Origin of the sequence: Pseudomonas sp., assembly GCF_049301935.1 — a bacterium.
Lineage (GTDB): Bacteria > Pseudomonadota > Gammaproteobacteria > Pseudomonadales > Pseudomonadaceae > Aquipseudomonas.
On record NZ_JBAQLP010000059.1, the window covers coordinates 111,877 to 137,223 of the forward strand.

Genomic DNA, 25,347 nt, shown 5'->3' on the forward strand with positions numbered 1-25,347 from the left:
CGGACGTCTTTTTTTGTGCCTGAAATCCAGCAAGTACGAGGCTTCCAGCGCCATCAGTGTCAGTGAATATCCAGCAGAATCTATGTCTTTGGGTATTCCATTCCTGCCCCGTTTTTGCGTCTACGCGTCAGCAAACTGCAGCCAAGCGACAGCGTGACCGGGTGAGCGCTCCCAGGCCGGTAAACGGCTTGGCGGTCGGCGAAACGCTATGCTAGCTTGACGCCTCGCCAGGAAGGCCATGCAACGACCAACGCGAGTAACAGCCGAAGGCTGGCCCGTTGGGCTAGTGCCAGTGAGTAAAGCGGCTGGAGCAAATGCAGACGCGCTGTACATCAGCATGCGAAGCCGCTTGCAACGCAGTTTGGCCGACGCGCAGCAGATCCTAGGCAGGTTCTGGGCACATTCGAAGAATAAGAGGACACCCCATGGCTGAGGCCACGCCCGCGCTGGAAATACGCGACCTGCATAAACGCTACGGCGACCTTGAGGTGCTCAAGGGTATCTCCCTCACCGCCCGCGACGGCGATGTGATTTCCATCCTCGGCTCTTCCGGCTCCGGCAAGTCGACCTTCCTGCGCTGCATCAATCTGCTGGAAAACCCACACAAGGGGCAGATCATAGTTGCCGGCGAAGAGCTTAAGCTGAAGTCTGCGAAGAACGGCGATCTGGTCGCCGCCGACAGCCGGCAGATCAATCGCCTGCGCAGCGAGATCGGCTTTGTCTTCCAAAATTTCAACCTGTGGCCGCACATGAGCGTACTCGACAACATCATCGAGGCGCCGCGTCGCGTGCTGGGCCAGAGCAGGGCCGAGGCCATCGAGGTGGCCGAGGCGCTGCTGGCCAAGGTCGGTATCGCCGACAAGCGCCACGTTTATCCCAATCAGCTTTCCGGCGGCCAGCAACAGCGCGCGGCAATTGCCCGCACCCTGGCCATGCAGCCGAAAGTCATCCTGTTCGATGAGCCCACTTCGGCCCTCGACCCGGAGATGGTACAAGAAGTGCTTAATGTGATCCGCGCACTCGCCGAAGAAGGTCGCACCATGCTGCTGGTCACCCATGAGATGGGCTTTGCCCGTCAGGTGTCCAGCGAGGTGGTGTTTCTGCATCAGGGCCTGGTTGAAGAACAGGGTTCCCCGGAGCAGGTGTTCGACAACCCGAACTCGGCGCGCTGCAAACAATTCATGTCCAGCAATCACTAAAACACGGAGCAACTACGCATGCAGAACTATAAGAAGATCCTGCTGGCCGCAGCCGCCACCTTGGCCTTCGGCACCAGCGCCGTCGCCGCGGACAAGCTGAAGCTCGGCACCGAAGGCGCTTACCCGCCGTTCAACCTGATCGACGCCAGCGGCCAGGTCGGCGGCTTTGACGTGGAAATCGGCCAGGCCCTGTGCGCCAAGATGAAGGTCGAATGCGAAGTGGTCACCTCCGACTGGGATGGCATCATCCCGGCGCTGAACGCGAAGAAATTCGACTTCCTGATCGCCTCCATGTCGATCACCGAAGAGCGCAAGGCCGCCGTGGATTTCACCGAGCCCTACTACACCAACAAGCTGCAGTTCATCGCCCCGAAAGGCGGCGACTTCAAGACCGACAAAGCCAGCCTCAAAGGCAAAGTGATCGGCGCCCAACGCGCGACCATCGCCGGCACCTGGCTGGAAGACAACCTCAATGGCGTGGTCGATATCAAGCTGTACGACACCCAGGAAAACGCCTACCTCGACCTGGCCTCGGGCCGTCTCGATGGCGTGCTGGCAGATACCTTCGTCAACTGGGAATGGCTCAAGAGCGACGCCGGCAAGAGCTTCGAATTCAAGGGCGACCCGGTGTTCGACAACGACAAGATTGGCATTGCCGTACGCAAGGGCGATGCCCTGCGCGACAAGCTGAACGCCGCCCTGGCCGAGATCGTGGCTGACGGCACCTACAAGAAAATCAACGACAAGTACTTCCCCTTCAGCATCTACTAAGCTGCCGGCACTGCGTCGTCCGCCCGGGCGGCGCAGGCTTCTGAGCCCCTATGAATTTCGATCTCTACGGATTCGGCCCGGCCCTGGCTGCTGGCACCCTGATGACCATCAAGCTGGCGCTCAGCGCGCTGTGCCTGGGTCTGGTGCTCGGTTTGCTCGGCGCCCTCGCCAAGACTTCCCCGTACAAGCCGCTGCAATGGCTTGGCGGCACTTACTCGACCATCGTGCGCGGGATTCCCGAGCTGCTCTGGGTGTTGCTGATCTATTTCGGCACCGTGCAGCTGATGCGCAACCTGGCGGACCTGCTCGGCATCGAAAGCCTTGAGCTGAACGCCTTCGCCGCCGGTACCATCGCCCTCGGTATCTGCTTCGGCGCGTACGCCACCGAGGTGTTTCGCGGCGCGATCCTGGCCATCCCCAAAGGCCATCGCGAAGCCGGTCAAGCCTTGGGCATGTCCAAACCACGGATTTTCTGGCGACTGATCCTGCCGCAGATGTGGCGCATCGCCCTGCCCGGCTTGGGCAATCTGTTTATGATCCTGATGAAGGACACCGCGCTGGTGTCGGTGATCGGCCTGGAAGAAATCATGCGCCGCTCGCAAATCGCCGTGACCGCCAGCAAGGAGCCCTTCACCTTTTATATGGTCGCCGCCTTTATCTACCTGGGCCTGACCGTCATCGCGATGATCGGCATGCACTTCCTTGAGAAACGCTCCAGCCGTGGCTTTGTCAGGAGCGCATCATGAGAAAGAGTTCTGAAATAGCCGCCTGGTCGATTGCCCTCGCGCTGCTTGCCTATGCGCTCTGGGGAGGCCTGACCGCCCTCAACTGGGACGTGATCATCAAGTGGCTGCCGCGGCTGTCTGAAGGTGCCCTGCTGACCCTGGAGCTGGTGGCCATTGCGGTTTTCGCCGGATTGATCCTGGCCCTGCCGATGGGCATCGCCCGCGCCTCGCGGCACTGGTACGTGCGCGCCCTGCCCTACGGCTATATCTTCTTCTTCCGCGGCACGCCGCTGCTGGTGCAACTGTTTCTGGTCTATTACGGCCTGGCGCAGTTCGATGCGGTGCGCGAAGGCCCGCTCTGGCCCTATCTGCGTTCGCCCTACTGGTGCGCCATCATCACCATGACCATGCACACTGCGGCCTATATCGCCGAGATTCTGCGCGGGGCGATTCAGGCCGTGCCGCCGGGCGAGATCGAGGCCGCCCGCGCCCTGGGTATGTCGCGGGCCAAGACCATGTTCTATATCGTCCTGCCACGGGCTGCGCGCATCGGTCTGCCGGCCTATAGCAACGAAGTGATCCTGATGCTCAAGGCCAGCGCCCTGGCCAGCACCGTGACCCTACTGGAGCTGACCGGTATGGCCCGCACCATCATCGCCCGCACCTACCTGCCGGTGGAGATCTTCTTTGCCGCCGGGATGTTCTACCTGCTGATCGCCTTCCTGCTGGTGCGCGGCTTCAAGCTGCTGGAGCGCTGGCTGCGCGTCGACGCCTGCCAGGGCCGCTGACTGCCTGAGGGCCCATGCCCTCAGGCATCATCCATCATGCCAAGCACAACTGCCGCCCAGATCCTGCAAGACGCTGCCCTGTTGCAGCGCTTTCAGGCACTCGACAGCTTTCTAACTGAACATCAGGCGCTGTGGCGGCCACGACCCTTTGTGCATTACCCAACCTTGCCCTGGGAAGCCGAGCATCCACAGCTGGCAGCCTGGCTCAGGGCGCAAAGCCTGGAGCATGCCGAGGCGGCGCATAACCAACCGCACCTGCTGCAGGCACCGGCACCCTTCCCGCAACTGGCGGCCCAGGCGCACGACCTAAGCCAGATCGGTGAACTGCCGCAGTCACCCGCGCAGAAATTACCCGTGCACTTTAGTGCAGACGTGCCGGGCCGCAAGTGGCAGCAGATCGACGCCTTCGCCCGCAGCCTGAGCTTTACCCATACACCGCAACACTGGCTGGACTGGTGCGCCGGCAAAGGCCACCTCGGGCGGATGCTGGCACACGGCGGCGGCCGCCTGACCTGCCTGGAATACAACCCGCAGCTGGTCAGCAGCGGCCAGCAACTCAGCCACAAGCTCGGCATCACCGCACAGCATATCCAGCAGGATGTACTGGCTGACGACGCCGCGGTGCAGCTGCAGGTGCGGCACACGCCGGTTGCCCTGCACGCCTGCGGCGAACTGCATACACGCCTACTGCAACTGGCTAGCCAAGTCGGCTGCCAACAACTGGCCGTCGCGCCCTGCTGCTACAACCGCATCAGCACACAGCTCTATCAGCCACTGTCGGCAAGCGCTCAGGCCTCGATACTGCAGCTGTCCATCGACGATCTCGGCCTGCCCCTAAGCGAAACAGTCACCGCCGGCGCACGGGTACGCCGCCAACGCGACCAATCCATGGCCCGCCGCCTGGCCTTCGATTTGCTGCAGCGCCAGCTACGCGGAATTGATGAATACCTGCCAACCCCATCCCTGCCTGCCGCCTGGCTCGACAAGCCGTTTGCCGACTACTGCACAGACCTCGCCGCACTCAAACAACTGCGCACACCCGCGCCCCAGGATTGGCCGCAACTGGAGCAACAAGGCTGGCAACGCCTGGCCGAGGTGCGCAATCTGGAGCTGCTGCGCAACCTGTTCCGCCGCCCGCTGGAACTCTGGCTACTGCTCGACCGCGCACTGTTCCTGCAAGAGCAAGGCTACAACGTGCGCCTGGGCACCTTCTGCAGCCACCAACAGAGCCCGCGAAACCTGCTGCTGCTGGCAGAACACTCGTAAAGGTTGCCCACAGCACCTGTGGATAACTCTGTTGACAGAATCTGAGCAAACCGCGCAAAAGCCCGTCACAGCTGCATATCGCCGCTCTGAACATTTTTTAATCTGAAAATATACCTTGTAAAAACATGCACTTAACCAATACCGAGAACCAGCGCACAAAGTCTGCGCACGTTCGTACCAGATGCCCTGCATATGTGCATAAGCCTTTTGCTGCTGATAACAATGCCTGCACAGAACTATGCTCAGACGGCTTTACTCAGCCAAACGAATGGATATAATGGCGACCCTCAAATGCCGGTATAGCTCAGCTGGTAGAGCAACTGACTTGTAATCAGTAGGTCCCGGGTTCGATTCCTGGTGCCGGCACCATACAAAACAAAGGGTTACGTGAAAACGTAGCCCTTTTTTGTGGCCTAAAATCAGCTCGGGGTAGGTTTGGGGTAGGGATTTGCCACCTCATGAATTCTCCGTTAGGAAAATACCGGGGCAGCCACATACCGCTCGTCGGAAATCTTCCGCAAGACCACCCAAGTCTCGGCGAGTTTTCTTTCACCCCAAAAGTTGCCAGACGCAATTTTCGTCATCTTGAAGGCCATTCATAACGACGGCCTTTTGCGCCCAGATGACGTAAAGTGGGCACTTGCACAGCCCCAGAGAGCTGAATAGTGTGAATGGGCGGGTAGGCAGACCTGACTTCAGGATCACTAGCACCATGAAGCAACTTGTTATGGTGGCTGTATGCGGGGCGCTTCGGCGCACCGAGTTCCTAGAGTCTCGGTCTTCCACACCCGCATACAGCCGCCACCCATCATGTGGAAGTGATGCAGGCGGTCTCTAAAACTCTAGAGGTCACCCTATGCACCAGAGCGAATCAACACCTGAATTCACCCCGCTACATGCCAGCGAGCATAGCTGCTTGCTCGGCTACCGCAGCGATGCTCAAGCAGGCGAACTCTACGACGAAGCCATGCAACGCCAGCATGCAGTTCTCGGCCTACTCTGCGTACTCAGCGACACATCCAATTTGAATGAGCTTTCCGACGAACCACTGGGCGGGTGCATTCAGGCGATCAGGCTGCTGTGCAGCGATGCTGCAGGTTTGTATTCCGCAGCCTGGGGTCGCGTAAAGCAAGAAGCGGCCTGACTTGAATTGGAAGAAGGAGGGGCGGATCTATTTGCCCCTCCTTCTTTGAAGACAGCTCAGCTTCGTAGCGCTGCACAAAGTCGACCAGATTGAGCCCCAAGACGCGACAGAGGTCTCGCAGCTGGATGGGATCAAGTGTTGGCTTTCGCAGTGACGCTAAAGCCATCCAGCTCTACGACGCAGCCACACTCTGGGTAAATGCAAAGACTTGCCCATCCACTTGCATTCGACCTGACCAGTCATTTGCATTGGATTTGACCGGCATGCTGTCAGAGAACAGCCACTGGTGCCGGTCGCGACAGGCAACAACCGGCCAAAAGCGGTCATAGGGTGTCTAGAAAAGCAGGGAAAATTCGGAAACACCTTGCAACCCTTGTGCTATTGAGAAAGTCCGCGCTCTTCTCTAAATTTCCGCCCGCAACGCCGGGCCCCTCTGACAGCTAACCGCTGCCATGTCGGAGTTGCAGTTTGTACAACTTCGACACTTAGAGGAGGGGCTCATGACTGCCCTAGAACCGTTCTTACTCGCCGAGTTCCTCGGCACCGCCACATGGCTTTGGCTCGTTTTTATCAGCATCGTGATTGGCCTGTTGGTCTTCGATCTCGGGATCCTTCACCGTGAGCATCGAGAAATCGGCGTTCGTGAAAGCCTGCTGCTGTCCGCCGGCTATATCACGGCTGGCTTGCTCTTTGGCCTCTGGGTCTGGCAGGTCAAGGGCGGTGACGCCGGAATGGATTTCTACACCGGCTTTCTGATCGAGAAATCGTTGTCGATGGACAACGTTTTCATCATGGCGATGATCTTCAGCTTCCTCGCCATCCCACGTAAGTACCAGCATGAAGTGTTGTTCTGGGGCATTCTCGGGGTGATCGTGCTGCGTGCGATCATGATCGGGCTGGGAGCGGCGTTGATTGCCGAGTTCGACTGGATTCTCTATGTATTCGGCATCTTCCTGCTGTTAACCGGCGTGAAGATGTTGTTCAGCAAGGTCGATGACCATCCGGACCTCAGCGAAAATATGCTGGTGAAGTTCCTCCGCAAACACATGCGTGTGACCGAGGGGCTGCACGAAGGGCGCTTCTTTGTTCGTCAGCCTGACGCCAGTGGTAATTCCGTAGTATGGGCAACGCCATTGTTCTTGGCTTTGGTGCTAATCGAGTGTGCCGACCTAGTGTTCGCGGTCGATAGCGTGCCGGCGATCTTCGCCATTACTCAAGACCCCTTTATCGTCTACACCTCGAACATCTTTGCCATCCTTGGTCTGCGTGCGTTGTATTTCGCCCTAGCGGCGATGATTCACCGTTTCGCCTACCTCAAATATGCCCTGGCACTGGTGCTGGTATTTATCGGCAGCAAGATCTTCCTGGTCGGCATCATTGGCAAGATCCCGGCGGTTATTTCCTTGAGCGTGACCGTAGGCCTACTGCTGGGCGGCGTGCTGCTGTCGTTGTGGAAAACCCGTGGGCAGATGCCGGCTGGATCACAGGTCTAAATCCAAACGGATGGTAGCTGCCAGTCGGCTGCCATCTATCAAATGGGCAACGCCGGGTAATGGAGACTGTGATGAAAAAGATGCTGCAAATGACGGCCTTTGGGCTGCTGTTGGTGGGGCTAGCCGGCTGTGACGCAGCCGAACAATCGGCGCAGAAACTGCTCGAGAAGACTGAACAGGCGGTGCAGGATGTCGCCCGTGAAGCAATTGATGAGACCCTGCAACACATCAATAAGAAGGCGGACGACGTTCAGCAGTCGACCAATGAGTGGCTGGGCAAGCCTTCGGAGGAGCCCCCGCAGGACCAGGCGGAGAAACAACAACCTCAGGATCACCAGCCAGTTGAGCCGATCGATAAAACGGCTGTTGAAACCTAAGCAAGGCAGTGTGGAGGTTTGCTGCTGGTAAACGCTTGCTGTTACCCACCAGTTTCCATTCTTGGCCGTTTCGCAGCGGTTAGCGGCTTCAGCGCTGGAATAAAGAAAACGGGTCAGACAGAAACCTCCACTCTGGCGCGGAGGTAGTGGCCCATCCAAGTAAGTCTTGTAAATACAGAATGAAAACGGGGTCTGGCATCGACAGCAGATTGAGGCTAATAACGCCTTAGCGATGGCTGAACAGACTAAGGTTTTATTCTGACGAGAAGGGTCGAAGTAAGGTTGTCGCTAACGGCCAATATTAACCAGCGGCTTTGTCCTGCCGCCCTAAAAAATTTATCGCGTGCGCCCTCTGGCTGCTTACTAAGGCCCGCGCATCTTTCCTGGAGTATTCGCAATGAGCTTGATGGTCTGGGGTTACCTCGTAGCCGGTTTGGTTTTGTTGGTAATCGGCGCTGAAGTGCTTGTGCGGGGTGCGGCCAAGGTGGCAGCGCAGTTTGGTATCCCACCGTTGATTATCGGCCTGACTGTGGTGGCCTTTGGCACAAGTGCGCCGGAAACGGCAGTTAGCGTACAGGCAGCATTGGCTGGTAGTGGTGATCTGGCTATTGGCAACGTGGTGGGCAGTAATATTGCCAACGTGCTCTTTATTCTCGGATTAACTGCGCTTATCGCTCCGCTGATCGTCTCGCGTCAGCTAATCCGTTTGGATGTGCCGATTATGATCGGCGCAAGTATGTTGACCATGGCTCTGGCCTGGGATGGCAGCCTGAGCAAACTCGACGGCCTGCTGCTGTTCACCGGCATTGTGGTTTACACCATTTTTCTGATTGTCAGCGCTTACCGGGAAAAGAATATTGCTGCAGACGATGAGTTCACCAAGGAGTTTGCCCAGAATCAGCCGGCTAAGCCCTATGGCTGGGTAATCAATCTGGTGCTCATCTTGGTCGGGTTGGTGCTGCTGGTTGGCGGCGCCAGTCTGTTGGTAGAGGGCGCAGTGAGTCTGGCGCGTGCACTAGGCCTTTCGGAGTTGGTGATTGGCTTGACTGTTGTAGCGGTGGGTACCTCTCTGCCGGAGCTGGCTACCTCCTTGCTAGCGGCGATTCGCGGCGAGCGCGATATTGCAGTGGGTAATATTGTCGGCAGTAATATATTTAACCTGCTTTGCGTACTCGGCTTGGCCTCTCTCGTATCACCAGCGCCTGTCCTGGTGGCAGCCAATGCGCTGGCTTTCGATTTCCCAGTGATGATCGGCGTAGCGCTGGTGTGTCTGCCGATCTTCTTTTCTGGCTACCGAATTAATCGTTGGGAAGGCTTATTGTTTATCAGTTACTACGTGGCCTACACCCTGTATTTGGTTCTCAACGCCTCAGGCCGTCCGCTTGCGCAGCAATTTGGCACGGCCATGCTTGGATATGTGCTGCCGATGACAGCCATTACCCTGCTGGTGATAACGGTGCAGTACTGGCGCAAGAACAGGGCGCTGGGTTAACGAAAGGTGCGGGAGTTTTGAACGGCAGCAGCGCCCATATTGTTGACCAAATCGAGGGCGTTAAGACGTCTTGTTGCAACTAAGGCAATGGGGTGTGGGTAAATCACTGGTCTGGGCTACTAATGGCCACTTTCTGGCCGACTCCAGACAGAAGTATCCGGCAGAAGTCCGGCCAAAAGCGGGCGGATGTGCTTAAGACTGAAAGGGTCTCACAGGCACCTCGGAGAGCCCTGCCCTAGCCCAACAGTTTGGATGCCACACAGAAGCATCCGGCGCGACCAAGGCCCAACTGACGTAGAGGCATGCGCTCCGACCGTGCTGGCATCACGATAAGTCGTTTGCCAAGTCAGGGTCGCTCGCTTCGCGCATGGGCAGGGCCAAGATGGCGAGCCCATAGGCCGAGCCTGCTTAGCCGTGCGAAAGCTACTCGGCATTTATAACTCCATCGAAGATGGTCCTGTTATCGAGCGCGCTTATTGACTAGCTTGATGCTCGACTTCAGACTGGAAGTTTTATCCACGGACTACCCCCAATGCACGTTCGTTCGTCGCATCGGCTCCTCTACGCAACAGTCCCGGTGCAGCCACTGCCCTGGCTACCTTTGGCGTGGCTGCTGTTAGTGGCGTTGGCGTTCGGGATCAACTCGGCATCCCTTGGCATTAAAGCCGCTTCTGGTCCGGGCTTTTTTAGCCAGATCGAACACCTGATATTTGCCGGAAACAGCGATAACGGTCGCTTTTCGACGCGCTCTGAAGACATTAAACCTAGCGGTGACGGAGACCCTGCCCATCAGTGGCTGGCTATCACTCCCTGCACCACCCCAGTTGTCCTGCTCCCGCAGGCTACGTGCTACTCAACGGCACCCGCCCTCATCTTCTCTTATCGCGCCAATTACTATCAGCAGGCTCCCCGCGCTCCACCCTTTGCGTAATCCCACCTGACTCACCCGTTCGTTTTATTGATACGACGCTAGTGTCGAGGATTACTCATGAAATCATTATTTTCACGGGCCGTGGTCTACGGCCTGTTGATTCTGTTTGGGCTGCTTTGTGCGTTGCCCAACGTGCTACCTGGATCTGTTTCAGAAAAACTACCCAGTTGGTATGCCGATAACACCTTGGCCCTGGGGCTGGATCTGCGCGGCGGTTCGCATCTGCTGCTGGAGGTGGATACCCGCGAACTGCTGCGCAACGACACCCAGCAACTGACCACCGATTTGAGCGATGCATTGCGCAAGGCGCGCATTTCCTTCAGCCGACCTGTGGTCTCCGGCGAGTCAGTTCAGATCACTGTAGGAGAATCCCAAGACAATACCCAGACCATGGCCAACCTGCGGCGTATTGTTCAATCGCTGAACACACTGAGCGACGGCACCGGAAAGCGCTTCACAGTAAAGCAGGGGCAGGATCGGTTAACCCTGACCATGACCGAGGCGCATCGCGAGAAGCTGACCAGCGATGCGGTGAATCGCAGCCTGGAGGTAGTGCGCCGGCGACTGGATGAAACCGGCCTGGTCGAGCCAAGCATCACACGCCAGGGAGCCGACGGGATTCTGGTGCAGATGCCGGGCGTGGCTAATCCGCAGGAAATACGACAACTGCTCGGCACTACAGCGAAAATGGCGTTTCATTGGGTTGCCGATGATAAATCCCGCCCTGTCTTCAGGTTGACCGATGAAACGCAAGGCACCTCCTATGAGCTGGAGGAGCGGGTGGCAATGGAGGGCAAGCATATCCGCGATGCCCGACTGGCCTTCAACCCCGATTCAGGGCAACCGGTGGTCAACTTTAAACTGGACCGCGAAGGTGCCGACCTGTTCAGTGAAATGACCCGCGTCAATATCGGTCGGCCGCTGGCCATTGTTCTCGATCAGAAAGTCATCACCGCGCCGGTAATTCGTGGCGTGATTGCCGGCGGTAGTGGTGAGATCAGCGGTTCCTTCACCTCCAGAGAGGCCAGCAACCTGGCTTTGCTCCTGCGTGCCGGTGCCTTGCCCGCTCCCTTGAAAGTCATCGAGGAGCGCACCGTCGGGCCGGATCTGGGCAGCGATGCCATTGCCATGGGCGTCAGTACCGGTCTGCTCGGTGCATTGCTCGTCGTCGGCTTTATGCTTGCCGTCTACGGTCTCTGGGGCTTTATCGCCTGCGTGGGTCTGACGATTAACGTGGGGTTGATATTCGGCACTCTAAGCCTGCTTGGCGCTACCCTGACGCTACCTGGCATCGCCGGTATCATTCTGGGTATCGGCATGGCAGTGGATGCGAACATTCTGATCAATGAGCGAATCCGCGAGGAGACACGCAACGGCAAGTCGGCCTTCAGTGCGATGAGCGAAGGCTTTGATCGGGCCTACAGCACCATTCTGGACTCCAATGCCACCACGTTGATCGCCGTCAGCCTACTCTTCCTGTTTGGCAACGGACCGGTCAAAGGCTTTGCAGTGACCATCGGCATCGGCTTGCTGACCTCGATGTTCACCGCCATCTCAGTGACGCGGTTATTGATGGAGTGGCGCATCCGGCGGATGGGCCGGCAGCCTCTGGCAATATCCGGTATCAAGCTGCTCGATCGCCTGACCAGCGACAGCCTTAACGTCATGCGCGGAAGAGTAATGGGGCTGGCGCTGTCGCTGGTACTGTCGGTCGGGTCACTGGTGTTGTTCTTCGGTCCTGGGCTTGAATACGGCATCGACTTTACCGGCGGCACTATGGTGGAAGTACAAGCACCCAATACCAGCGTCGAGGCTCTACGCAGCAGCCTGCAAGAGCATGGCATGGGGCAAGCGGCTATCCAGGAGTCGGGGGACGCCGGCCAATATCTGGTGCGCCTGCCGATGCAGGGCGCTGAACAGGTAGCCACGGGCGAGCCGGTAGAGGCGTTGAAAGCAGCCGTCATCACGCATGCTGCCGATGCTACTTTCCCGAGGGTGGAGATGGTTGGCCCCAAGGTCAGTGGTGATTTTGTTGAAGCCAGCATCCTGGCCGTACTGCTTGCTGCCGCGGGCATGCTGGCATACCTATGGATGCGCTTTGAATACCACTTCGCCCTTGCTGCCACGCTGACTATTGCGCTGGATCTGACCAAGACCATCGGTTTTTTCGTGCTGGCCGGGGTGGAATTCAACCTGACTGCGGTGGCGGCGCTGCTGGCGTTGATTGGCTATTCGATCAATGACAAGGTCGTAGTATTCGACAGGGTTCGGGAAAATCTGCGTCTGACGCCGGACAGGCCTCTGCTGCAATTGCTTAACGAAAGCATCACTTCAACACTGACGCGAACTGTATTCACTTCTCTCACTACGTTTCTTGCGCTGCTGCCCATGGCCATCGCTGGCGGAGCGGCGGTGGCCAGCTTTGCGCTGCCCATGCTATTTGGCATAGTGGTGGGCACCAGTTCGTCGGTTCTAATTGCGGCACCTATCCTGTTTTATCTCGGTCAACGGCGTATGCGCAGCGGCGCTTCGCAGCTACGCCCGAGCGCAGAACAGCTCAAACAAGAGCTGGACCTTATACCCTGAGCACCGCCGCCACCTTGGATCACGCTCGGTGGCGGTCTGTTATCTGAGGCAACAGTACGCATGTGTTTAATTGACCAACTGATTCTTCTTGCTGCGGTGCTGATTTGAATCGCCCAGTAGTGTCTAGACACATCGAACGGCTACTTCTGGCCGGAATACGTCGGTCGCAACCGGCTAGCACCGGCCAAAAGCTGTCAGTGATTCCAATATAACGTCGTACTCTGTTTCAGCTGCCACGCATCGCTTTAGCCATCGCTTGATCAACATGATCCCGCCAGTCGCGGTCGCGTCTATCGTTGTCTCGCAGTTCTAGTTCAATCGCACTTTCCAGGCCCTCTTTGCATTGGCGGAAGCCGTCGTCCCAACCTTGTGCGTATTGGGGTTGTTGCAGATAGCGCGGCACATCCTTGCGAAAGTTTTCGAGCGCTCCCGCAGCTTGTCTGCCGCTGCTGCAACCCGCCTCGAAGCCGTCAATAAAGGGGGCTGGATAACCCTCATCCATCATCTGCTCGCGGGTACTTTGGCAGCCACCTAACAAGATTGCGACGAGGCCCATGGCAATCAGCGCTGGCCAGGCAGACAAGCTTTTACCTGGCTTGGCTGAGTAGTCGAACGGCATGCTTGTAGTACCGTTCATGCTGCATCTTCGCGCAAGCGATGCACTGCCTGCGGCACCGGTTCGGCAGCACTTGAGGGTGCGGGCCGATACAGCAGCCAACGGTAGCAGAGCGTGCAGATCAGCCAATCGAACAACAGCGTCCACAGGTTGTGCGAGAGAAAATGCGCGCCCTGCATCATCCGCCCGATGGAAAACAGCGTGCCCAACCCCAAGGCTACCGCCAGCGCGATGCGGGCGGTTCGCGGGCGCCGATCACGTAGCGCAAAAAACAACGCAATCAATGAAAAGCCGGCCGACGCATGGCCGCCCGGCCAGCAGCGGCCAGGGTTGTCTGTTGCTGCGCGCTCACCGAGCAGCGGGCTGAAGGCCTCCGCACCACCGAACTCGCTTAGGCTCCACGGACACTGCACCGCGGTAAGTTTTTTCAGCGGCGTGACGATGCTGGTCGATATGGCGAGCGACAGCACCAGATAGCCCAGCGGGCGACGCCAAGTGCGCCATTTGACTAGCAGCAGGCTAAGCAGAAAGCCTGCGATGGCCAGTACACCAATAACAATCACCGCTTGTTTGGCACGGTCATGCAGGATGTCTTCCAGCCAGAAATTATTTCGCCCTATAAATCCCAAGCCTGGTTTATAGAACAAATGCTCCAGCGCGAAATCCACGCCACTTGGGTCAAGTAGCAGGAGCAGCACCATCAACGCCAAGGGAATCCCCAGGCCAAGGCGGAAATCAAAGTAGCGGGTGATGCTGGGTGTGAGCGTTTCAGCCATGACTGAACTCCAGTAAAAACAATGTCTATGCAGTGCCAGAATTAGCGTTTGCTGAGCCGCTCGTCAGGCAAGGACGTGGGATGCCAGGCAATCAGCCGTTTCTGGAAGGCATGGCTAGCCCCCTGGTAATAGGCGATATCGCGTTGCATCAAGCTGTCGCTGGTGGAGGTTGAAATTTCATGGCTCAGCCCGAGTGCGTCGTCGTGCCGGCGCATGCCGCGACGCGGGCTGAGAATGGCCAGGTCGGTGCCATCGAACAGGCCCAGGTGCTGGTAATTACCAATCAGCGCGCGACCAGGTGCGCGGTCTTTGCGCAGCACGTTGCGGCCAAAAAAGGTTGAGCTGTAGTCGACATTCAACAGGCCCAACAAGGTCGGGGCCAGGTCGATCTGGCTAGCGACCTCGGTGAACTCACGCGGCTCGATCAGCGCTGGCGCATAGATAAACAACGGGATGTGGTAGTTGGCCACGGGCAGGTCTTCCTGGCCTGCACTGCCCGCTGTGTGATCCGCCACGAAGACGAATACGGTTTGGTTGAACCAGGGTTTTTCGCGGGCCTGCTGGAGGAACTGGCCAATCGCGTAGTCGGTGTACTTCACAGCGCCTTCGCGGCCATCACCGGACGGGATGTCGATACGCCCTTCGGGGTAGGTATACGGCCGGTGGTTGGAAGTGGTCATCAGTTGCAGGAAGAAGGGCTTGCCTTGGGCATGGTCAGCGTCGGCGACCTTGATGGTTTGCTGGTAGATGTCTTCATCGGACATGCCCCAGGCGTTCTTAAACGCCATGTCGCTTTCGGCCACGCTGCTCTGATCGACGATGCGGTAGCCATTACCACCGAAGAAGGCATTCATGTTGTCGAAGTAACCGCGCCCGCCGTAGATAAATACGCTGTCATAACCGAGGGCATTGAACTGCTGGCCCAGGCTGCCATAGCCGGATTCACGGCCAATGCGCTTGACGATGGAGCGCCCCGGCGTAGGGGGTATGGATAAGGTAATCGCTTCCAGGCCACGGTCGGTGCGTGTACCCGTGGCGTAGAAGTTACTGAAGGTCAGGCTGCTCTTGCGCAGCTCATCCAGGTTGGGGGTTAAACCTCGCGTATCACCGAAGCTGCCGAGGTATTTGGCACTCAGGCTTTCGATGGTCACCAACACCACATTCAGGGGCTGTGGCTGACCTGGGTTGTCGATCAGCCGGCGAATGTCCTGAGGGTCGCTACCCATAAAGCGGGCATTGGGCTCGCTCACTTCATCGCGCAGCAGGCTGGCCACCGCTTGCTCAGGCAAGGTTGTGTAGAACTGCTGGTAATCCAGTTCGTTATTGCGGAAGGCGGCGAAGAACTGAAAGGGGCCGTTGCTGGCCAGCTCCCGCTGGTAGGTGTTGCCGCCCAGGCCGCGCGGCGTGTCCTGACCAATCGACAGGCCGCTCAGGCCCGTCAGCAAAAACAGTATCGCCAGACTTGTAAACGCGTGAACTCGGGACAAAAGAGGTGCGTTAAATGCAGCCTCCAGAGACTTATGCAGTGCAACGCTGGTGCCCGTGGCAATAACCGCGAGCAGCGCAATTAGGGGGTAGATCGGGTAAGACTCCAGGATGTTGTTGATCACCTCTTCTGAGTAGACCAGGTAATCCACGGCGATAAAGTTGAAGCGCACGCCGAACTCATCCCAGAACAGCCATTCGGCTACCGCAGTAAACAACATCGCGAACAGGCTGATGCCAACCAGTCCAATTAGTAGCCTTTGGTGCCAGCGCCGCCGCCATAAACTGGCCGGACACACGAACAGATACAGCGCTAAGGGCAAGATGGCGTAAAGCAGAAAACCCAGGTCGTAGATCAGGCCAATGCCATAAACGCCGGCCAGCTGCAGCAGGCTTACGTTGGCATCAGCCAGGTGGCTGGCCAGCAATATGCAGCGGGTCAGGAAGAACACCGCTAGCCACGACAGCACGATGATGGACAGGTAGCGAAGTTGAGCGTAATGAAGCTGAGGCATCGTATGATCCTTGTTGGATGAACGTGCCGCAGTCTGTTGTGGGGCCTGTGAGCCGCGCGTCAACGCGATGTGAAAAAAGTGTCAAAACCAGAGAAAGAGATAACCCTGTGCGCATCCTAGTCATCGAAGATAACCGCGACATCCTCGCCAACGTGCTCGACTATCTGCAGCTCAAGGGCTTCAGCGTCGATTGCGCGCAGGATGGTCTGACCGGTCTGCACCTGGCCAGCACTGGGCATTACGACCTAATCGTGCTGGACATCATGCTGCCGGGCATCGATGGCTATCAGGTGTGCAAGCGTCTGCGCGAAGATGGCCGTAATGAGGTGCCGATCCTGATGCTCACCGCCCGCGACGCACTGGATGACCGCCTGCAGGGCTTGCAGGCAGGGGCCGATGATTACCTGATCAAGCCGTTTGCGCTGTCTGAACTGGTGGCGAGGATCGAGGCGATCCTGCGCCGCAGCCAGGGCAGCCGGAAACGCCAGCTGAAAGTCTCCGACCTGACCTATGACCTCGACACACTGCATGTCAGTCGCGCAGGCCAGCCACTCAAACTCAACCCGCTGGGTCTCAAACTGTTGGCGGTGCTGATGCAGAAAAGTCCGGCCGTGGTGCGCCGTGAAGCCTTGGAGGAAGCGCTGTGGGGCGACGACTGCCCTGACAGCGACAGCCTACGCAGCCATATCCACCAGCTACGCCAGGTACTCGACAAGCCCTTCGCATACCCGTTGTTGCACACCCTACATGGCGTCGGCTACCGCCTGGCGGAGCAGACCGATGGTGTCTAAGCAGCCGTTTGCCCGGCGCATTCTGATAGCCTTCGTGCTCATGACCACGCTGGTCAGCGGTCTGTTTTCGTTGAGCATCGTGGCGGTGGTGCATTTCATCGAAGAGAACCTGGTTTCCGAGGAACTGGGCCGTGAGTTGAGCAAAGTGCTGGAGGAGGATATCCAGCATGGGCGACCACCCAGGCTCGATTCCATGACCAGATTCTTCAGCTCGGAACAGCCGCAGTACGCGATTCCCAAACTGTTTTCCGGGTTACCAGAAGGCTTTACCGAAGTGGTCGACGGCACGGACGCGTTTTATGTCTACAGCCGCAAAAACAATGGTCAGACCTATCTGCTTGCGCAGGAACAACACGAGTTCGAGGCGCACGAACAGGCGTTGTTCGATGTGGTACTGGCGGGCTTTCTGCTGACAGTGGTGGGTGCCTGGGGACTGGGCCTGATCATGGCCAGAAAGGTCATGGCCCCGGTCAGCCGCCTGGCGCAGCAGGTACGCCATCGTGACCAGCTGCATCCGCTGGCTCCACCACTTGCCCCCGAATACCCCGACGATGAAGTGGGCCAACTGGCTGCAGCCTTCGACAGCACCCTGGGCCAAGTTCGCCAGTCACTGGAGCGCGAGCGCTTATTTACCAGTGACGTCAGCCACGAGTTGCGCACCCCGCTGATGGTTATTGCGACTTCGTGCGAGCTATTGGCTGAAGGTGATTTGCAGCCACGCCAGCGCGAGCAAATTGAGCGCATTGGCCGCGCCAGCGAAGAAATGCGCGATTTGGTGCAGACCTTCCTGCAACTGGCGCGGGATAAAGCCAATGAGAGCGCTTTTGTTGGTAATAGCAGCCTGGCGCAAGTGGCCGCCGAACAAACCAGCCGCTGGGAGCCACTGCTGCACGAGAAGGGCCTGGACTTCCAGCACAGCGAGGAAGGGCCTGACCATGGTCTTTACAACCCGGTATTGCTCAACACGGTAATGGCCAATCTGCTGCGCAATGCGCTGCATTACACCGAGCGTGGCTTTGTCCGCCTAGTGCTGGCCACGGATGGTTTCCGCGTAGAAGACAGCGGTATGGGCATTGCGCCAGAGCAGCATGAGCAAATCTTTCAGCCCTTCGTACGTGGCTCAGAAGCGCGCGGCGAAGGCTTGGGGCTGGGCCTCTCGCTGGTGAAGCGGATCTGCAGCAAACAGGGCTGGACGATCTCGGTGCAGAACCTGGCCGATGGCGGCAGCTGTTTCACTGTGGCATTCAATAGCGGCAAATAACGAATTTTTCACATCCTTTTGACAGAGCCTTGATGCCCAGCTCTCTAGTGTGGCGAGCGTACCCTCCTACGGACGCCTCGCCATGCCCAGCACCATTGAACTCGAGTTCTCGCGCAAGTACGACCGCGCACACGCTTACGAATATCTACACAAGCACCAGGACGGCCTGTCCCGACGCCTCTCGCATTGGCGCGATGAGCAGATGGCCCGTCACGCGTTGAAACTGGCTGGCGATCCTGGCCTGGTGCTGGATCTGCCGTGTGGAGCCGGGCGCTTCTGGCCGCTGCTGGCGGAAAACCCCAATCGATTGATCTTTGCAGCAGACAACTCTGCCGACATGCTCGACATCGCCGAAGCCTCACAACCAATGGAGGTACTGAAGCAGGTCGAAACCTTCCGCACTTCGGCGTTCGCCATCGATCTGACTGCCAATGCCGTCGATTGCATCTTCTGCATCCGCCTGCTGCACCACATCGAACAACCCGAACACCGCCTGGCGATCCTGCGCGAATTTCACCGCGTCAGTCGCGACACGGTGATTCTCTCGCTCTGGGTCGACGGCAACTACAAGGCCTGGAAACGCAAACGTCTTGAGCAACGCCGCGCGGCCGAGGGACGCGCCGAGCAGAACCAGAATCGCTTTGTCGTCGCCCGCGACGTCATCGAAAACGAATTCCGACAAGCTGGGTTCAACATCATCGGCCAACAGGATTTTCTTCCGGGCTACGCCATGTGGCGAACCTACGTACTGCGTAAGGAGGACTGAGCATGGTCGCACTTACCAGTGGTGCATCCGTACAGCCCTTCATCACGCATTTTGATCGCTGGTGGAACAGCGCAGGGGCTTGGGTCGAACCGGTCAATCAGCGCCGTGGTGGGGAGAGCGGTGTGCAGCTACTAAGCCGCAGCGATCCCAGTCAGCTGCCTTTGTATTGCAAACGACAAGTCGGGCATCTCTATCGTTCTATCCGATATCCTTTCGGCCGTCCCACCGTGCTACGTGAGTGCGATGCATATCGGACACTCGCGCGTTTGGGCATCAAGACGCCAAACATCGTCTACTGCGCCACTCGCCGAAAAGACCAGCAGTGGCAGTCCCTTCTGGTAACCGAGTCACTGCGCGGCTTTGTAAGCCTCACTCAATGGTACGAGGAGAGTGATTCCCCGGAACTCAATCAGCGTGTGCTGCGGCAGATCGCCGTCACACTGGCACGCATGCACCAGGGCGGCTTTCAACATGGTTGCTGCTACCCCAAGCACATCTTTGTGAAGCTTCAGCCGGGTATCGCGAGCAAGGCAGACATAGAGATTGCCCTGCTCGACTTAGAGAAAAGTCGGCATCGCTGGCGTGCCAAGGATGCATCCAGACACGATCTGCGGCAGTTGATGCGTCATCGAGGATCGATTCCAGAGGCTGATGTGCTGTTTGTTAATCAGATCCATCAGCAAGTTCTTCAAGGGACTATGGAGTGAGTAGCCTCTGGTTCCATTGAGCATCGTGGGGCAGCTTTTGGCCGACTCCAGCCTGATACGACAGGCTCAAAGCGGCCAAAAGCAGCCATTGATGAATGGCTACGAATCCAGAGGTGATCTAGCCACCAGAAAATTCACGCACAGCCCATTCCCCGTGTTTACAAACTCAAGCTCGCAACCACAGCGCTCGGCGATCGCCTTGACGATGGACAGCCCCAGGCCGCTGCCTTCGCCGGTGGAGTTGCGCCAGAAGCGTTCGGTCAGTTGAGCGAGCTTGTCCGGGGCGACTCCAGGCCCGGCGTCGCCCACGCTGAAGCAGACCTTATCGCCGCGCAATTGCACGCTCAGACTGACTGCCGTGCCGGGCGGAGTGTGGCGCTGGGCGTTGTCCAGCAGGTTGCGCAAGGCGGCAATCGCCAGGGTTGGAGGCATTGGCAACAGGCGCTGTGCACTGGTATCGAGCAGCTGCAGCTCGATGGCGGGCTGGCCGTGCTGCTGGGCGTCGCCGATAGCCATCTGCGCTACTTGCTCGGCGCTGTATTGCAGGTTCTCGTCAAACGGCAGCCGACCTTCGACCCGCGCGAGTAACAGCAACTGCTCCAGGGTCTGATGCAGGCGGTCGGCACCAGCTTCGGCGTTCGCCAGGGCCTGGCGGGCGGTTTCGCCCTCGGTCATGCCGGCCACCTGCAGGTGGGTTTTGATCGCAGTCAGTGGGCTGCGCAGTTCATGGGCGGCATCGTCGGTCAGTCGGCGCTCGCGCTCGATGGCCTGGGCGATACGTTGAAACAGCTGATTCTGGGTAGCCACCAGCGGTTGCAGCTCTTGCGGCAGGCCTTCGATATGCAGCGGCTCGATGCTGTCGGCACTGCGCTGGGCCAACGCCTGGCGGATGCGGCGTAGCGGCGACAGCTCGCGACTGAGGCCAAACCAGAGCACCAGCAGGCTGCCGACCAATGCCAGCAGCACCGGAGCGGCGGCAGCCAGCAGAATGGAACGCTTGAGCGTGTCGCGTTCGTCCAGCCGGTCGGCCGTGGTCACCCGCATATCGCCTTCGACCAGGGTGAAAGTGCGCCAGGTTAGCTCACCAATGGTGCGTTCATGAAAACCGCTTTCCGCCACGCCCAAGGCGCTGTCCGGCGCGGCGCGGCTGCTGGCGAGGATCTCGCCGCGCACCGAGCTGATCTGGCAGGCGATGCCTTCGGGAATGCCCAGCTGTTCGGTGCTCAGTGGCGTTCCTGATTCCCCCTGTTGTGGTGATGGCAGCTGGGCGAGCAATCCGGCAACCATACGTGCAGAGGAGGCCAGGCGTTGATCGAGCGAGAGCGTCAGCTGATTGCGCAGATCGAACAGCATCCACACGGCGGCCAGCGACCAGAGCAGCACAAAGGCAGAGCCGAGAATCAGGGTCAGGCGCAGACGCAAACTCATGGGGCGTTGCTCTCGTCAGGGGTGGTTGCATGCCCGGCCGGCCCCAGGCGGTAGCCCATGCCGCGTACCGTCTCGACGATGCCGTTGCCCAGCTTGCGCCGCAGGTGGTGGATATGCACGTTGAGCGCGTTGCTCTCGACCTCACCGTCGAGGCCGTAGACCGCATCTTTAAGTTGTTCGCCGCTGAGCACGCGACCCGGGCTGTGCAGCAGCGCCTGTAGCAGCACCTGTTCACGGCGCGACAGGTCGACCGGCTGCTCATGCAGAAACGCCTGGCAGGCCACTGGGTCGTAACGCAGCGGGCCGTGTTCGACCTGCGGACTGGCTCGTCCGGCGGCGCGGCGCAGCAAGGCATGCAGGCGCGCGGCGAGTTCGCGCAGGTCGAAGGGTTTGACCAGGTAGTCGTCGGCACCATCTTGCAGGCCAGACACGCGGTCGGCTACCGAGTCACGGGCAGTTAGCAACAATACGGGCAACGCCACACCCCGCTGACGCAGGCGGCGCAGCAGGCTCAGACCGTCTTCATCGGGCAGGCCGAGGTCCAGCACCAGCGCGTCGAACTCCACCGTGCGCAGCAGCGCCTCGGCCTCGGCCGCAGTCGCGGCGTGCATCATGCGAAAGCCCTGGGCGGTGAGCCCAGCCACCACGCCGCTGGCGATCAGGGCGTTGTCTTCAGTCAGCAATATGTACATGGAACCAGTCCGTGGAGGAGATTGGAGTATCCGTTGGTAGGATTAAGCCGACGTTATGCGAGGCGGGGAATGATAACCGGCGGCTGCAATTTGCGCCGATTATCACATCGTTAATCCTGACTTAACCGCCAACTGCGATCCTGCGCACCTCGACATTCACAGACGTGGTTATGCATGCGCACGCTCTTACTGTTTTCTCTGATGTGGGCCTGGCTACTGCAGCCGGTACAGGCCTCCAGTTTTTCAGCCAACCCACTGCTGGCGGGTAACAGCCAGCAGGCCGACTTTCTCCCCGCCGAGCAGGCGTTCGAGCTCAGTGTCGAGCCCCAGGCCAATGGCGAAACCCTGCTGCGCTGGGACATTGCTCCTGGCTACTACCTTTACCAGCATCGCCTGCAGTTCAGTGGTCTGCCCGCCGGGGTCAAGCCCGAGCTGCCGCCAGGGCTGCCCTATAGCGATGAATTCTTCGGCGACTCGCAGATATATCGCGACCGCCTGGAGCTGACTCTGCCTGCTGGCAACACCGGCAGCATCCAGATTGGCTGGCAAGGCTGCGCCGATGCAGGGCTCTGCTACCCACCGCAGACCCAACAGATTGATCTGTCAGGCACTGGAGCACTGAGCGAGCCGGGCACCACCCTGGCTGAAGACCAGGCTCTGGTGGGCGGCCTGCAAAACCAGACGCTGGCCTTGAGCCTGTTGGTGTTCTTCGGCCTGGGCCTGCTGCTGGCCTTTGCGCCCTGTTCGTTGCCAATGCTGCCGATTCTCGCCGGCATTGTGGTGGGCAGCGGTGCCTCGCCGCGTCGCGGCCTGGCGCTGGCATCGGCCTATGTGGTGAGCATGGCGCTGGTGTATGCCGCGCTGGGCGTGGTCGCTGCACTGATGGGCGCCAACCTGCAAGGCCTGCTGCAGCAACCTTGGTTGCTGGCTAGCTTTGCCGCGCTGTTTGTCCTGCTGGCCTTGCCGATGTTTGGCCTGTTCGAGTTGCAGCTGCCGGCGGCACTGCGTGACCGTCTGGAGAATGCCGGACGCAAGCAGCAAGGTGGCAGCCTGATGGGTGCCAGCATGCTCGGTCTGTTCTCAGGCCTGCTAGTCGGCCCGTGCATGACCGCGCCGCTGGCCGCTGCCCTGCTGTATATCGCGCAGAGTGGCGACGCGCTGCACGGTGGCCTGGTGTTGTTCGCCCTGGGCTTGGGTATCGGTACGCCGCTGGTGTTGCTGGTGACCCTGGGCAACCGCTTCCTGCCCAAGCCAGGCGCGTGGATGGATCGGGTCAAGGTGGTGTTTGGTTTCCTGTTCCTGGTGACAGCGTTGCTGGTGATCCGTCCGCTGCTGGACGAGTCGGTCTGGCTGGGCCTGTGGGGTGCACTGCTGATTTTGCTGGCCAGTGCCCTGCTGCAACTGGCGCGTCAGGTGCCGCAGCACACCAGCCTGAGCAAGGCGGCTGGCGCACTGCTGGGCCTCTGGGGCATGGCGATGCTGTTGGGTGCCGCCGGCGGTGCCAGCGACCCTATGCAACCGCTCAAAGTCTTCACCGGCACCGCCGTTGCCGCGGCACCGAGTGAGCAGCACTTCATCGACCTGAACGAGCCGGCCGCGCTGGAGCGTGAGCTGGCCGCCGCCAAGGCAGAGGGCCAGTGGGTGCTGGTGGATTACTACGCGGACTGGTGTGTGTCATGCAAAGTCATGGAGAAGACCGTGTTCGGCAACCCCGAGGTACAAGCCAGCTTGCAGGGCGTGCGCGTACTGCGGCCCGATGTGACCGAGAGCAATGCGGCGAGCCGCGCGCTACTCAGCCGCTTTGAAGTACTGGGCCCGCCCACGCTGCTGTGGATCGGCCCGAACGGTGAGGAACGCCGCTCGCAGCGCATCACCGGCGCGGTGGATGCCGAGCAGTTTCTGCAAATATGGAGCAATACCAAGGAGCGTGGTTGATGTTAACGATCAATATCGGGCCGCTGGCACTCAGCACTGCCCATGTACTACTGATGATCAGCCTGCTGCTGGCGATTTTTACCGGCTGGTACGTCGGCCGACGCGGCGCGGTAAACCCCGAGAAACAGCTGTTTCGCTTGCTGCTGGTGGCCATGCTGGTCGCCCGAGTGGCCTTCGTTGCGGTGTATTTCGAGCACTACCGCGAGCAACCTTGGCAGGTGCTGGACATCCGTGACGGCGGCTTTATCGTCTGGCCTGGTTTGTTGGCTGCCCTGCTGCTGGGTGCCTGGCTGGCCTGGCGCACGCCAACTATCAGAACCTCGCTGGCCAGCGCACTGGCTGTCGGCGTGCTGAGCTGGGGCCTAGGCAGCCTGACCCTGCATGGCCTGGAGCAAGGCACGCGTTTGCCAGAGCTTTCCTTCAGGGACAGTAACGGTGCCACCGTGGCGCTTGAGGACTATGTCGGCAAGCCCCTGGTGGTCAACCTCTGGGCCACCTGGTGCCCGCCGTGCCGCCGCGAAATGCCGGTGCTGGCCGAGGCGCAACGCGATAACCCTGAACTGACCATCCTGTTCGTCAACCAGGGTGAAGGCCAGGGCGTGGTCAACCAGTATCTGGAGGCCGAAGCCCTGGGGTTGGACAACGTCCTGCTCGACAGCGGCGGTCGCCTAGGTCAGCACGTCGGCTCCATGGCCCTGCCCAGCACGCTGTTCTACGACGCCGAAGGTCGCCAGGTTAGCAGCCACCTGGGTGAGCTCTCCCGTGCCAGCCTGGCTCGTGCGCTTGAAGTATTTAACAAGGAACAATAACCGTGAAAAAACTGATCAATCTCCCCGTAATGCTTTCAGCATTAACCATGCTGACCGCGCCCCTGTTGCACGCCGAGGATTGGCCAGCTCCGATCAAAGCAGTCGAAGCGCGCGGTGCCGAAATTATTCAGCGTTTCGATGCTCCGAGCGGCCTGCAAGGCTATGCCGCCCGCTACAACGGCCAGGGTGTCGCCCTGTACCTGACCGCCGATGGCGAGCACGTGCTGGTCGGCAGCCTGCTCAATGCCCAGGGCGAAGACCTCTCGCGTCAGCCGCTGGATAAGCTGGTGTACGAACCGCTGGCCAAGGAAATGCTCGGCAAGCTGGAGCGCAGTACCTGGATCGCCGACGGCAGCGCCAAGGCACCGCGCATCATCTATATGTTCTCCGACCCCAACTGCCCGTACTGCACCATGTTCTGGAAACAGGCGCGGCCCTGGGTCGAGGGCGGTGATGTGCAGATCCGCCATGTGATGGTCGGCATGCTGCGCCAGGACAGCGTCGAGAAGGCTGCCGCCCTGCTCAATGCCAAGGATCAACAAGCGGCGCTGCATGAGCATGAGTCCGCCGGCAAGGCCAGCCAGCTGCAAGGGCTGAAGAAAATTCCAGACGCAATCCAAAAGCAGCTCGACAGTAACCTGGGGCTGATGGCGGAGATGGGCGTAGCGGCTACGCCGGCGATTTTCTACCCGGACGAAAACGGCCAACTGCGCCAGCAGCGCGGTGCGCCAAGCCCGGATGTACTCAAACAGATCATGGGGCCGCGCTCCTGATCGCAACATCGCGCGCCGAGC

At 59.3% G+C, this 25,347-nt stretch carries 22 protein-coding genes and 1 tRNA gene; 18 read left to right on the forward strand and 5 right to left on the reverse strand.

From position 1 onward, the window contains the following. Window positions 1-425 precede the first annotated feature (425 nt). From WA145_RS09170 to secD, 11 genes are all read left to right on the forward strand, one after another. Window positions 426-1,199, forward strand: coding sequence for an ABC transporter ATP-binding protein (locus WA145_RS09170; RefSeq protein ID WP_422581284.1), 774 nt, complete (start codon window positions 426-428; stop codon window positions 1,197-1,199). A gap of 18 nt (window positions 1,200-1,217) precedes the next feature. Continuing rightward, window positions 1,218-1,970 carry an ABC transporter substrate-binding protein gene (locus WA145_RS09175; protein ID WP_422581285.1) on the forward strand — a complete coding sequence of 251 codons (753 nt, stop codon included), beginning with the start codon at window positions 1,218-1,220 and terminating at the stop codon, window positions 1,968-1,970. A gap of 50 nt (window positions 1,971-2,020) precedes the next feature. Next, the gene (locus WA145_RS09180) at window positions 2,021-2,716 is read left to right on the forward strand and encodes an ABC transporter permease (RefSeq protein WP_422581286.1); all 696 of its coding nucleotides are present in this window, start codon (window positions 2,021-2,023) and stop codon (window positions 2,714-2,716) included. Then, a complete protein-coding gene (locus WA145_RS09185) occupies window positions 2,713-3,483 on the forward strand; it encodes an ABC transporter permease (protein ID WP_422581287.1) in 771 nt (256 codons plus the stop codon). The genes WA145_RS09180 and WA145_RS09185 overlap by 4 nt, the downstream gene beginning before the upstream one ends. Window positions 3,484-3,519: 36 nt before the next feature. Continuing rightward, window positions 3,520-4,749 carry a methyltransferase gene (locus WA145_RS09190; RefSeq protein ID WP_422581288.1) on the forward strand — a complete coding sequence of 410 codons (1,230 nt, stop codon included), beginning with the start codon at window positions 3,520-3,522 and terminating at the stop codon, window positions 4,747-4,749. 293 nt (window positions 4,750-5,042) lie between these two features. Further along, window positions 5,043-5,118: transfer RNA gene (locus WA145_RS09195), tRNA-Thr, on the forward strand. A gap of 487 nt (window positions 5,119-5,605) precedes the next feature. Then, a complete protein-coding gene (locus WA145_RS09200) occupies window positions 5,606-5,893 on the forward strand; it encodes a hypothetical protein (RefSeq protein ID WP_422581289.1) in 288 nt (95 codons plus the stop codon). Between the two features lie 500 nt (window positions 5,894-6,393). Then, window positions 6,394-7,386 (forward strand): TerC family protein, encoded by a 993-nt coding sequence (locus WA145_RS09205; RefSeq protein WP_042924015.1) that lies wholly within the window; start codon window positions 6,394-6,396, stop codon window positions 7,384-7,386. A 71-nt stretch (window positions 7,387-7,457) separates the two neighbouring features. Continuing rightward, on the forward strand, window positions 7,458-7,763 hold the full coding sequence (locus tag WA145_RS09210) for a hypothetical protein (protein WP_042924013.1): 306 nt from the start codon (window positions 7,458-7,460) through the stop codon (window positions 7,761-7,763). Window positions 7,764-8,160: 397 nt separating this feature from the next. Continuing rightward, window positions 8,161-9,255, forward strand: a complete 1,095-nt coding sequence (locus WA145_RS09215; protein ID WP_042924010.1) for a calcium/sodium antiporter — start codon at window positions 8,161-8,163, stop codon at window positions 9,253-9,255. 988 nt (window positions 9,256-10,243) lie between these two features. Beyond that, window positions 10,244-12,772: a protein translocase subunit SecD gene (secD, locus tag WA145_RS09220; protein ID WP_042924007.1), complete on the forward strand. Its 2,529-nt coding sequence runs from the start codon at window positions 10,244-10,246 to the stop codon at window positions 12,770-12,772. A gap of 226 nt (window positions 12,773-12,998) precedes the next feature. Here secD and WA145_RS09225 read toward each other — a convergent pair whose 3' ends face one another. The 3 genes from WA145_RS09225 to WA145_RS09235 all read right to left on the reverse strand — a co-directional run bounded on the left by WA145_RS09225 (window position 12,999) and on the right by WA145_RS09235 (window position 16,164). After that, complete coding sequence (locus WA145_RS09225; RefSeq protein ID WP_422581309.1) at window positions 12,999-13,328, reverse strand: hypothetical protein; 330 nt, start codon at window positions 13,326-13,328, stop codon at window positions 12,999-13,001. A 77-nt stretch (window positions 13,329-13,405) separates the two neighbouring features. Then, window positions 13,406-14,164: a phosphatase PAP2 family protein gene (locus WA145_RS09230; protein WP_422581290.1), complete on the reverse strand. Its 759-nt coding sequence runs from the start codon at window positions 14,162-14,164 to the stop codon at window positions 13,406-13,408. A 41-nt stretch (window positions 14,165-14,205) separates the two neighbouring features. Continuing rightward, a complete protein-coding gene (locus WA145_RS09235) occupies window positions 14,206-16,164 on the reverse strand; it encodes an LTA synthase family protein (protein ID WP_422581291.1) in 1,959 nt (652 codons plus the stop codon). 107 nt (window positions 16,165-16,271) lie between these two features. Here WA145_RS09235 and WA145_RS09240 point away from each other — a divergent pair, with 107 nt between their 5' ends. The 4 genes from WA145_RS09240 (at window position 16,272) to WA145_RS09255 (ending at window position 19,689) form a co-directional block, all read left to right on the forward strand. Continuing rightward, window positions 16,272-16,955, forward strand: coding sequence for a response regulator transcription factor (locus WA145_RS09240; RefSeq protein WP_108486996.1), 684 nt, complete (start codon window positions 16,272-16,274; stop codon window positions 16,953-16,955). Next, the gene (locus WA145_RS09245; RefSeq protein ID WP_422581292.1) at window positions 16,945-18,216 is read left to right on the forward strand and encodes a sensor histidine kinase; all 1,272 of its coding nucleotides are present in this window, start codon (window positions 16,945-16,947) and stop codon (window positions 18,214-18,216) included. Before WA145_RS09240 ends, WA145_RS09245 begins: the two co-directional genes overlap by 11 nt. A gap of 82 nt (window positions 18,217-18,298) precedes the next feature. After that, window positions 18,299-18,982, forward strand: a complete 684-nt coding sequence (locus WA145_RS09250) for a class I SAM-dependent methyltransferase (protein ID WP_108486998.1) — start codon at window positions 18,299-18,301, stop codon at window positions 18,980-18,982. Between the two features lie 2 nt (window positions 18,983-18,984). Further along, the gene (locus WA145_RS09255) at window positions 18,985-19,689 is read left to right on the forward strand and encodes a lipopolysaccharide kinase InaA family protein (RefSeq protein ID WP_422581293.1); all 705 of its coding nucleotides are present in this window, start codon (window positions 18,985-18,987) and stop codon (window positions 19,687-19,689) included. 99 nt (window positions 19,690-19,788) lie between these two features. Here the strand turns inward: WA145_RS09255 and WA145_RS09260 are convergent, their stop codons facing one another. Together WA145_RS09260 and WA145_RS09265 are read right to left on the reverse strand one after the other, a co-directional pair. Further along, window positions 19,789-21,117, reverse strand: a complete 1,329-nt coding sequence (locus tag WA145_RS09260) for an ATP-binding protein (RefSeq protein ID WP_422581294.1) — start codon at window positions 21,115-21,117, stop codon at window positions 19,789-19,791. Further along, on the reverse strand, window positions 21,114-21,809 hold the full coding sequence (locus WA145_RS09265; protein ID WP_422581295.1) for a response regulator: 696 nt from the start codon (window positions 21,807-21,809) through the stop codon (window positions 21,114-21,116). Before WA145_RS09265 ends, WA145_RS09260 begins: the two co-directional genes overlap by 4 nt. 174 nt (window positions 21,810-21,983) lie before the next feature. On the opposite strand from WA145_RS09265, the gene dsbD reads away from it, so the two are divergent. Genes dsbD through dsbG form a run of 3 tightly spaced genes read left to right on the forward strand, consistent with a single transcriptional unit; the run spans window position 21,984 to window position 25,326 of the window. Next, window positions 21,984-23,744 (forward strand): protein-disulfide reductase DsbD, encoded by a 1,761-nt coding sequence (gene dsbD, locus WA145_RS09270; RefSeq protein ID WP_422581296.1) that lies wholly within the window; start codon window positions 21,984-21,986, stop codon window positions 23,742-23,744. After that, entirely contained in the window at window positions 23,744-24,553 is an 810-nt protein-coding gene (locus WA145_RS09275; protein WP_422581297.1) for a prolipoprotein diacylglyceryl transferase family protein, read from the forward strand. The genes dsbD and WA145_RS09275 overlap by 1 nt, the downstream gene beginning before the upstream one ends. A gap of 29 nt (window positions 24,554-24,582) precedes the next feature. Further along, window positions 24,583-25,326 (forward strand): thiol:disulfide interchange protein DsbG, encoded by a 744-nt coding sequence (gene dsbG / locus WA145_RS09280; RefSeq protein ID WP_422581310.1) that lies wholly within the window; start codon window positions 24,583-24,585, stop codon window positions 25,324-25,326. The last annotated feature ends 21 nt before the right edge of the window (window positions 25,327-25,347 follow it).

Excerpts from the sequence above, each read along its gene's own strand:
- WA145_RS09245 (WP_422581292.1), top strand. The coding sequence starts at position 16,945 with ATGGTGTCTAAGCAGCCGTTTGCCCGGCGCATTCTGATAGCCTTCGTG.
- dsbG (WP_422581310.1), top strand. The coding sequence starts at position 24,583 with ATGCTTTCAGCATTAACCATGCTGACCGCGCCCCTGTTGCACGCCGAG.
- WA145_RS09230 (WP_422581290.1), bottom strand. The coding sequence starts at position 14,164 with ATGGCTGAAACGCTCACACCCAGCATCACCCGCTACTTTGATTTCCGC.
- WA145_RS09210 (WP_042924013.1), top strand. The coding sequence starts at position 7,458 with ATGAAAAAGATGCTGCAAATGACGGCCTTTGGGCTGCTGTTGGTGGGG.
- WA145_RS09265 (WP_422581295.1), bottom strand. The coding sequence starts at position 21,809 with ATGTACATATTGCTGACTGAAGACAACGCCCTGATCGCCAGCGGCGTG.
- WA145_RS09205 (WP_042924015.1), top strand. The coding sequence starts at position 6,394 with ATGACTGCCCTAGAACCGTTCTTACTCGCCGAGTTCCTCGGCACCGCC.
- WA145_RS09235 (WP_422581291.1), bottom strand. The coding sequence starts at position 16,164 with ATGCCTCAGCTTCATTACGCTCAACTTCGCTACCTGTCCATCATCGTG.
- secD (WP_042924007.1), top strand. The coding sequence starts at position 10,244 with ATGAAATCATTATTTTCACGGGCCGTGGTCTACGGCCTGTTGATTCTG.
- WA145_RS09180 (WP_422581286.1), top strand. The coding sequence starts at position 2,021 with ATGAATTTCGATCTCTACGGATTCGGCCCGGCCCTGGCTGCTGGCACC.
- WA145_RS09190 (WP_422581288.1), top strand. The coding sequence starts at position 3,520 with ATGCCAAGCACAACTGCCGCCCAGATCCTGCAAGACGCTGCCCTGTTG.
- WA145_RS09170 (WP_422581284.1), top strand. The coding sequence starts at position 426 with ATGGCTGAGGCCACGCCCGCGCTGGAAATACGCGACCTGCATAAACGC.
- WA145_RS09215 (WP_042924010.1), top strand. The coding sequence starts at position 8,161 with ATGAGCTTGATGGTCTGGGGTTACCTCGTAGCCGGTTTGGTTTTGTTG.
- WA145_RS09185 (WP_422581287.1), top strand. The coding sequence starts at position 2,713 with ATGAGAAAGAGTTCTGAAATAGCCGCCTGGTCGATTGCCCTCGCGCTG.
- dsbD (WP_422581296.1), top strand. The coding sequence starts at position 21,984 with ATGCGCACGCTCTTACTGTTTTCTCTGATGTGGGCCTGGCTACTGCAG.
- WA145_RS09275 (WP_422581297.1), top strand. The coding sequence starts at position 23,744 with ATGTTAACGATCAATATCGGGCCGCTGGCACTCAGCACTGCCCATGTA.
- WA145_RS09250 (WP_108486998.1), top strand. The coding sequence starts at position 18,299 with ATGCCCAGCACCATTGAACTCGAGTTCTCGCGCAAGTACGACCGCGCA.
- WA145_RS09225 (WP_422581309.1), bottom strand. The coding sequence starts at position 13,328 with ATGGGCCTCGTCGCAATCTTGTTAGGTGGCTGCCAAAGTACCCGCGAG.
- WA145_RS09260 (WP_422581294.1), bottom strand. The coding sequence starts at position 21,117 with ATGAGTTTGCGTCTGCGCCTGACCCTGATTCTCGGCTCTGCCTTTGTG.
- WA145_RS09200 (WP_422581289.1), top strand. The coding sequence starts at position 5,606 with ATGCACCAGAGCGAATCAACACCTGAATTCACCCCGCTACATGCCAGC.
- WA145_RS09255 (WP_422581293.1), top strand. The coding sequence starts at position 18,985 with ATGGTCGCACTTACCAGTGGTGCATCCGTACAGCCCTTCATCACGCAT.
- WA145_RS09175 (WP_422581285.1), top strand. The coding sequence starts at position 1,218 with ATGCAGAACTATAAGAAGATCCTGCTGGCCGCAGCCGCCACCTTGGCC.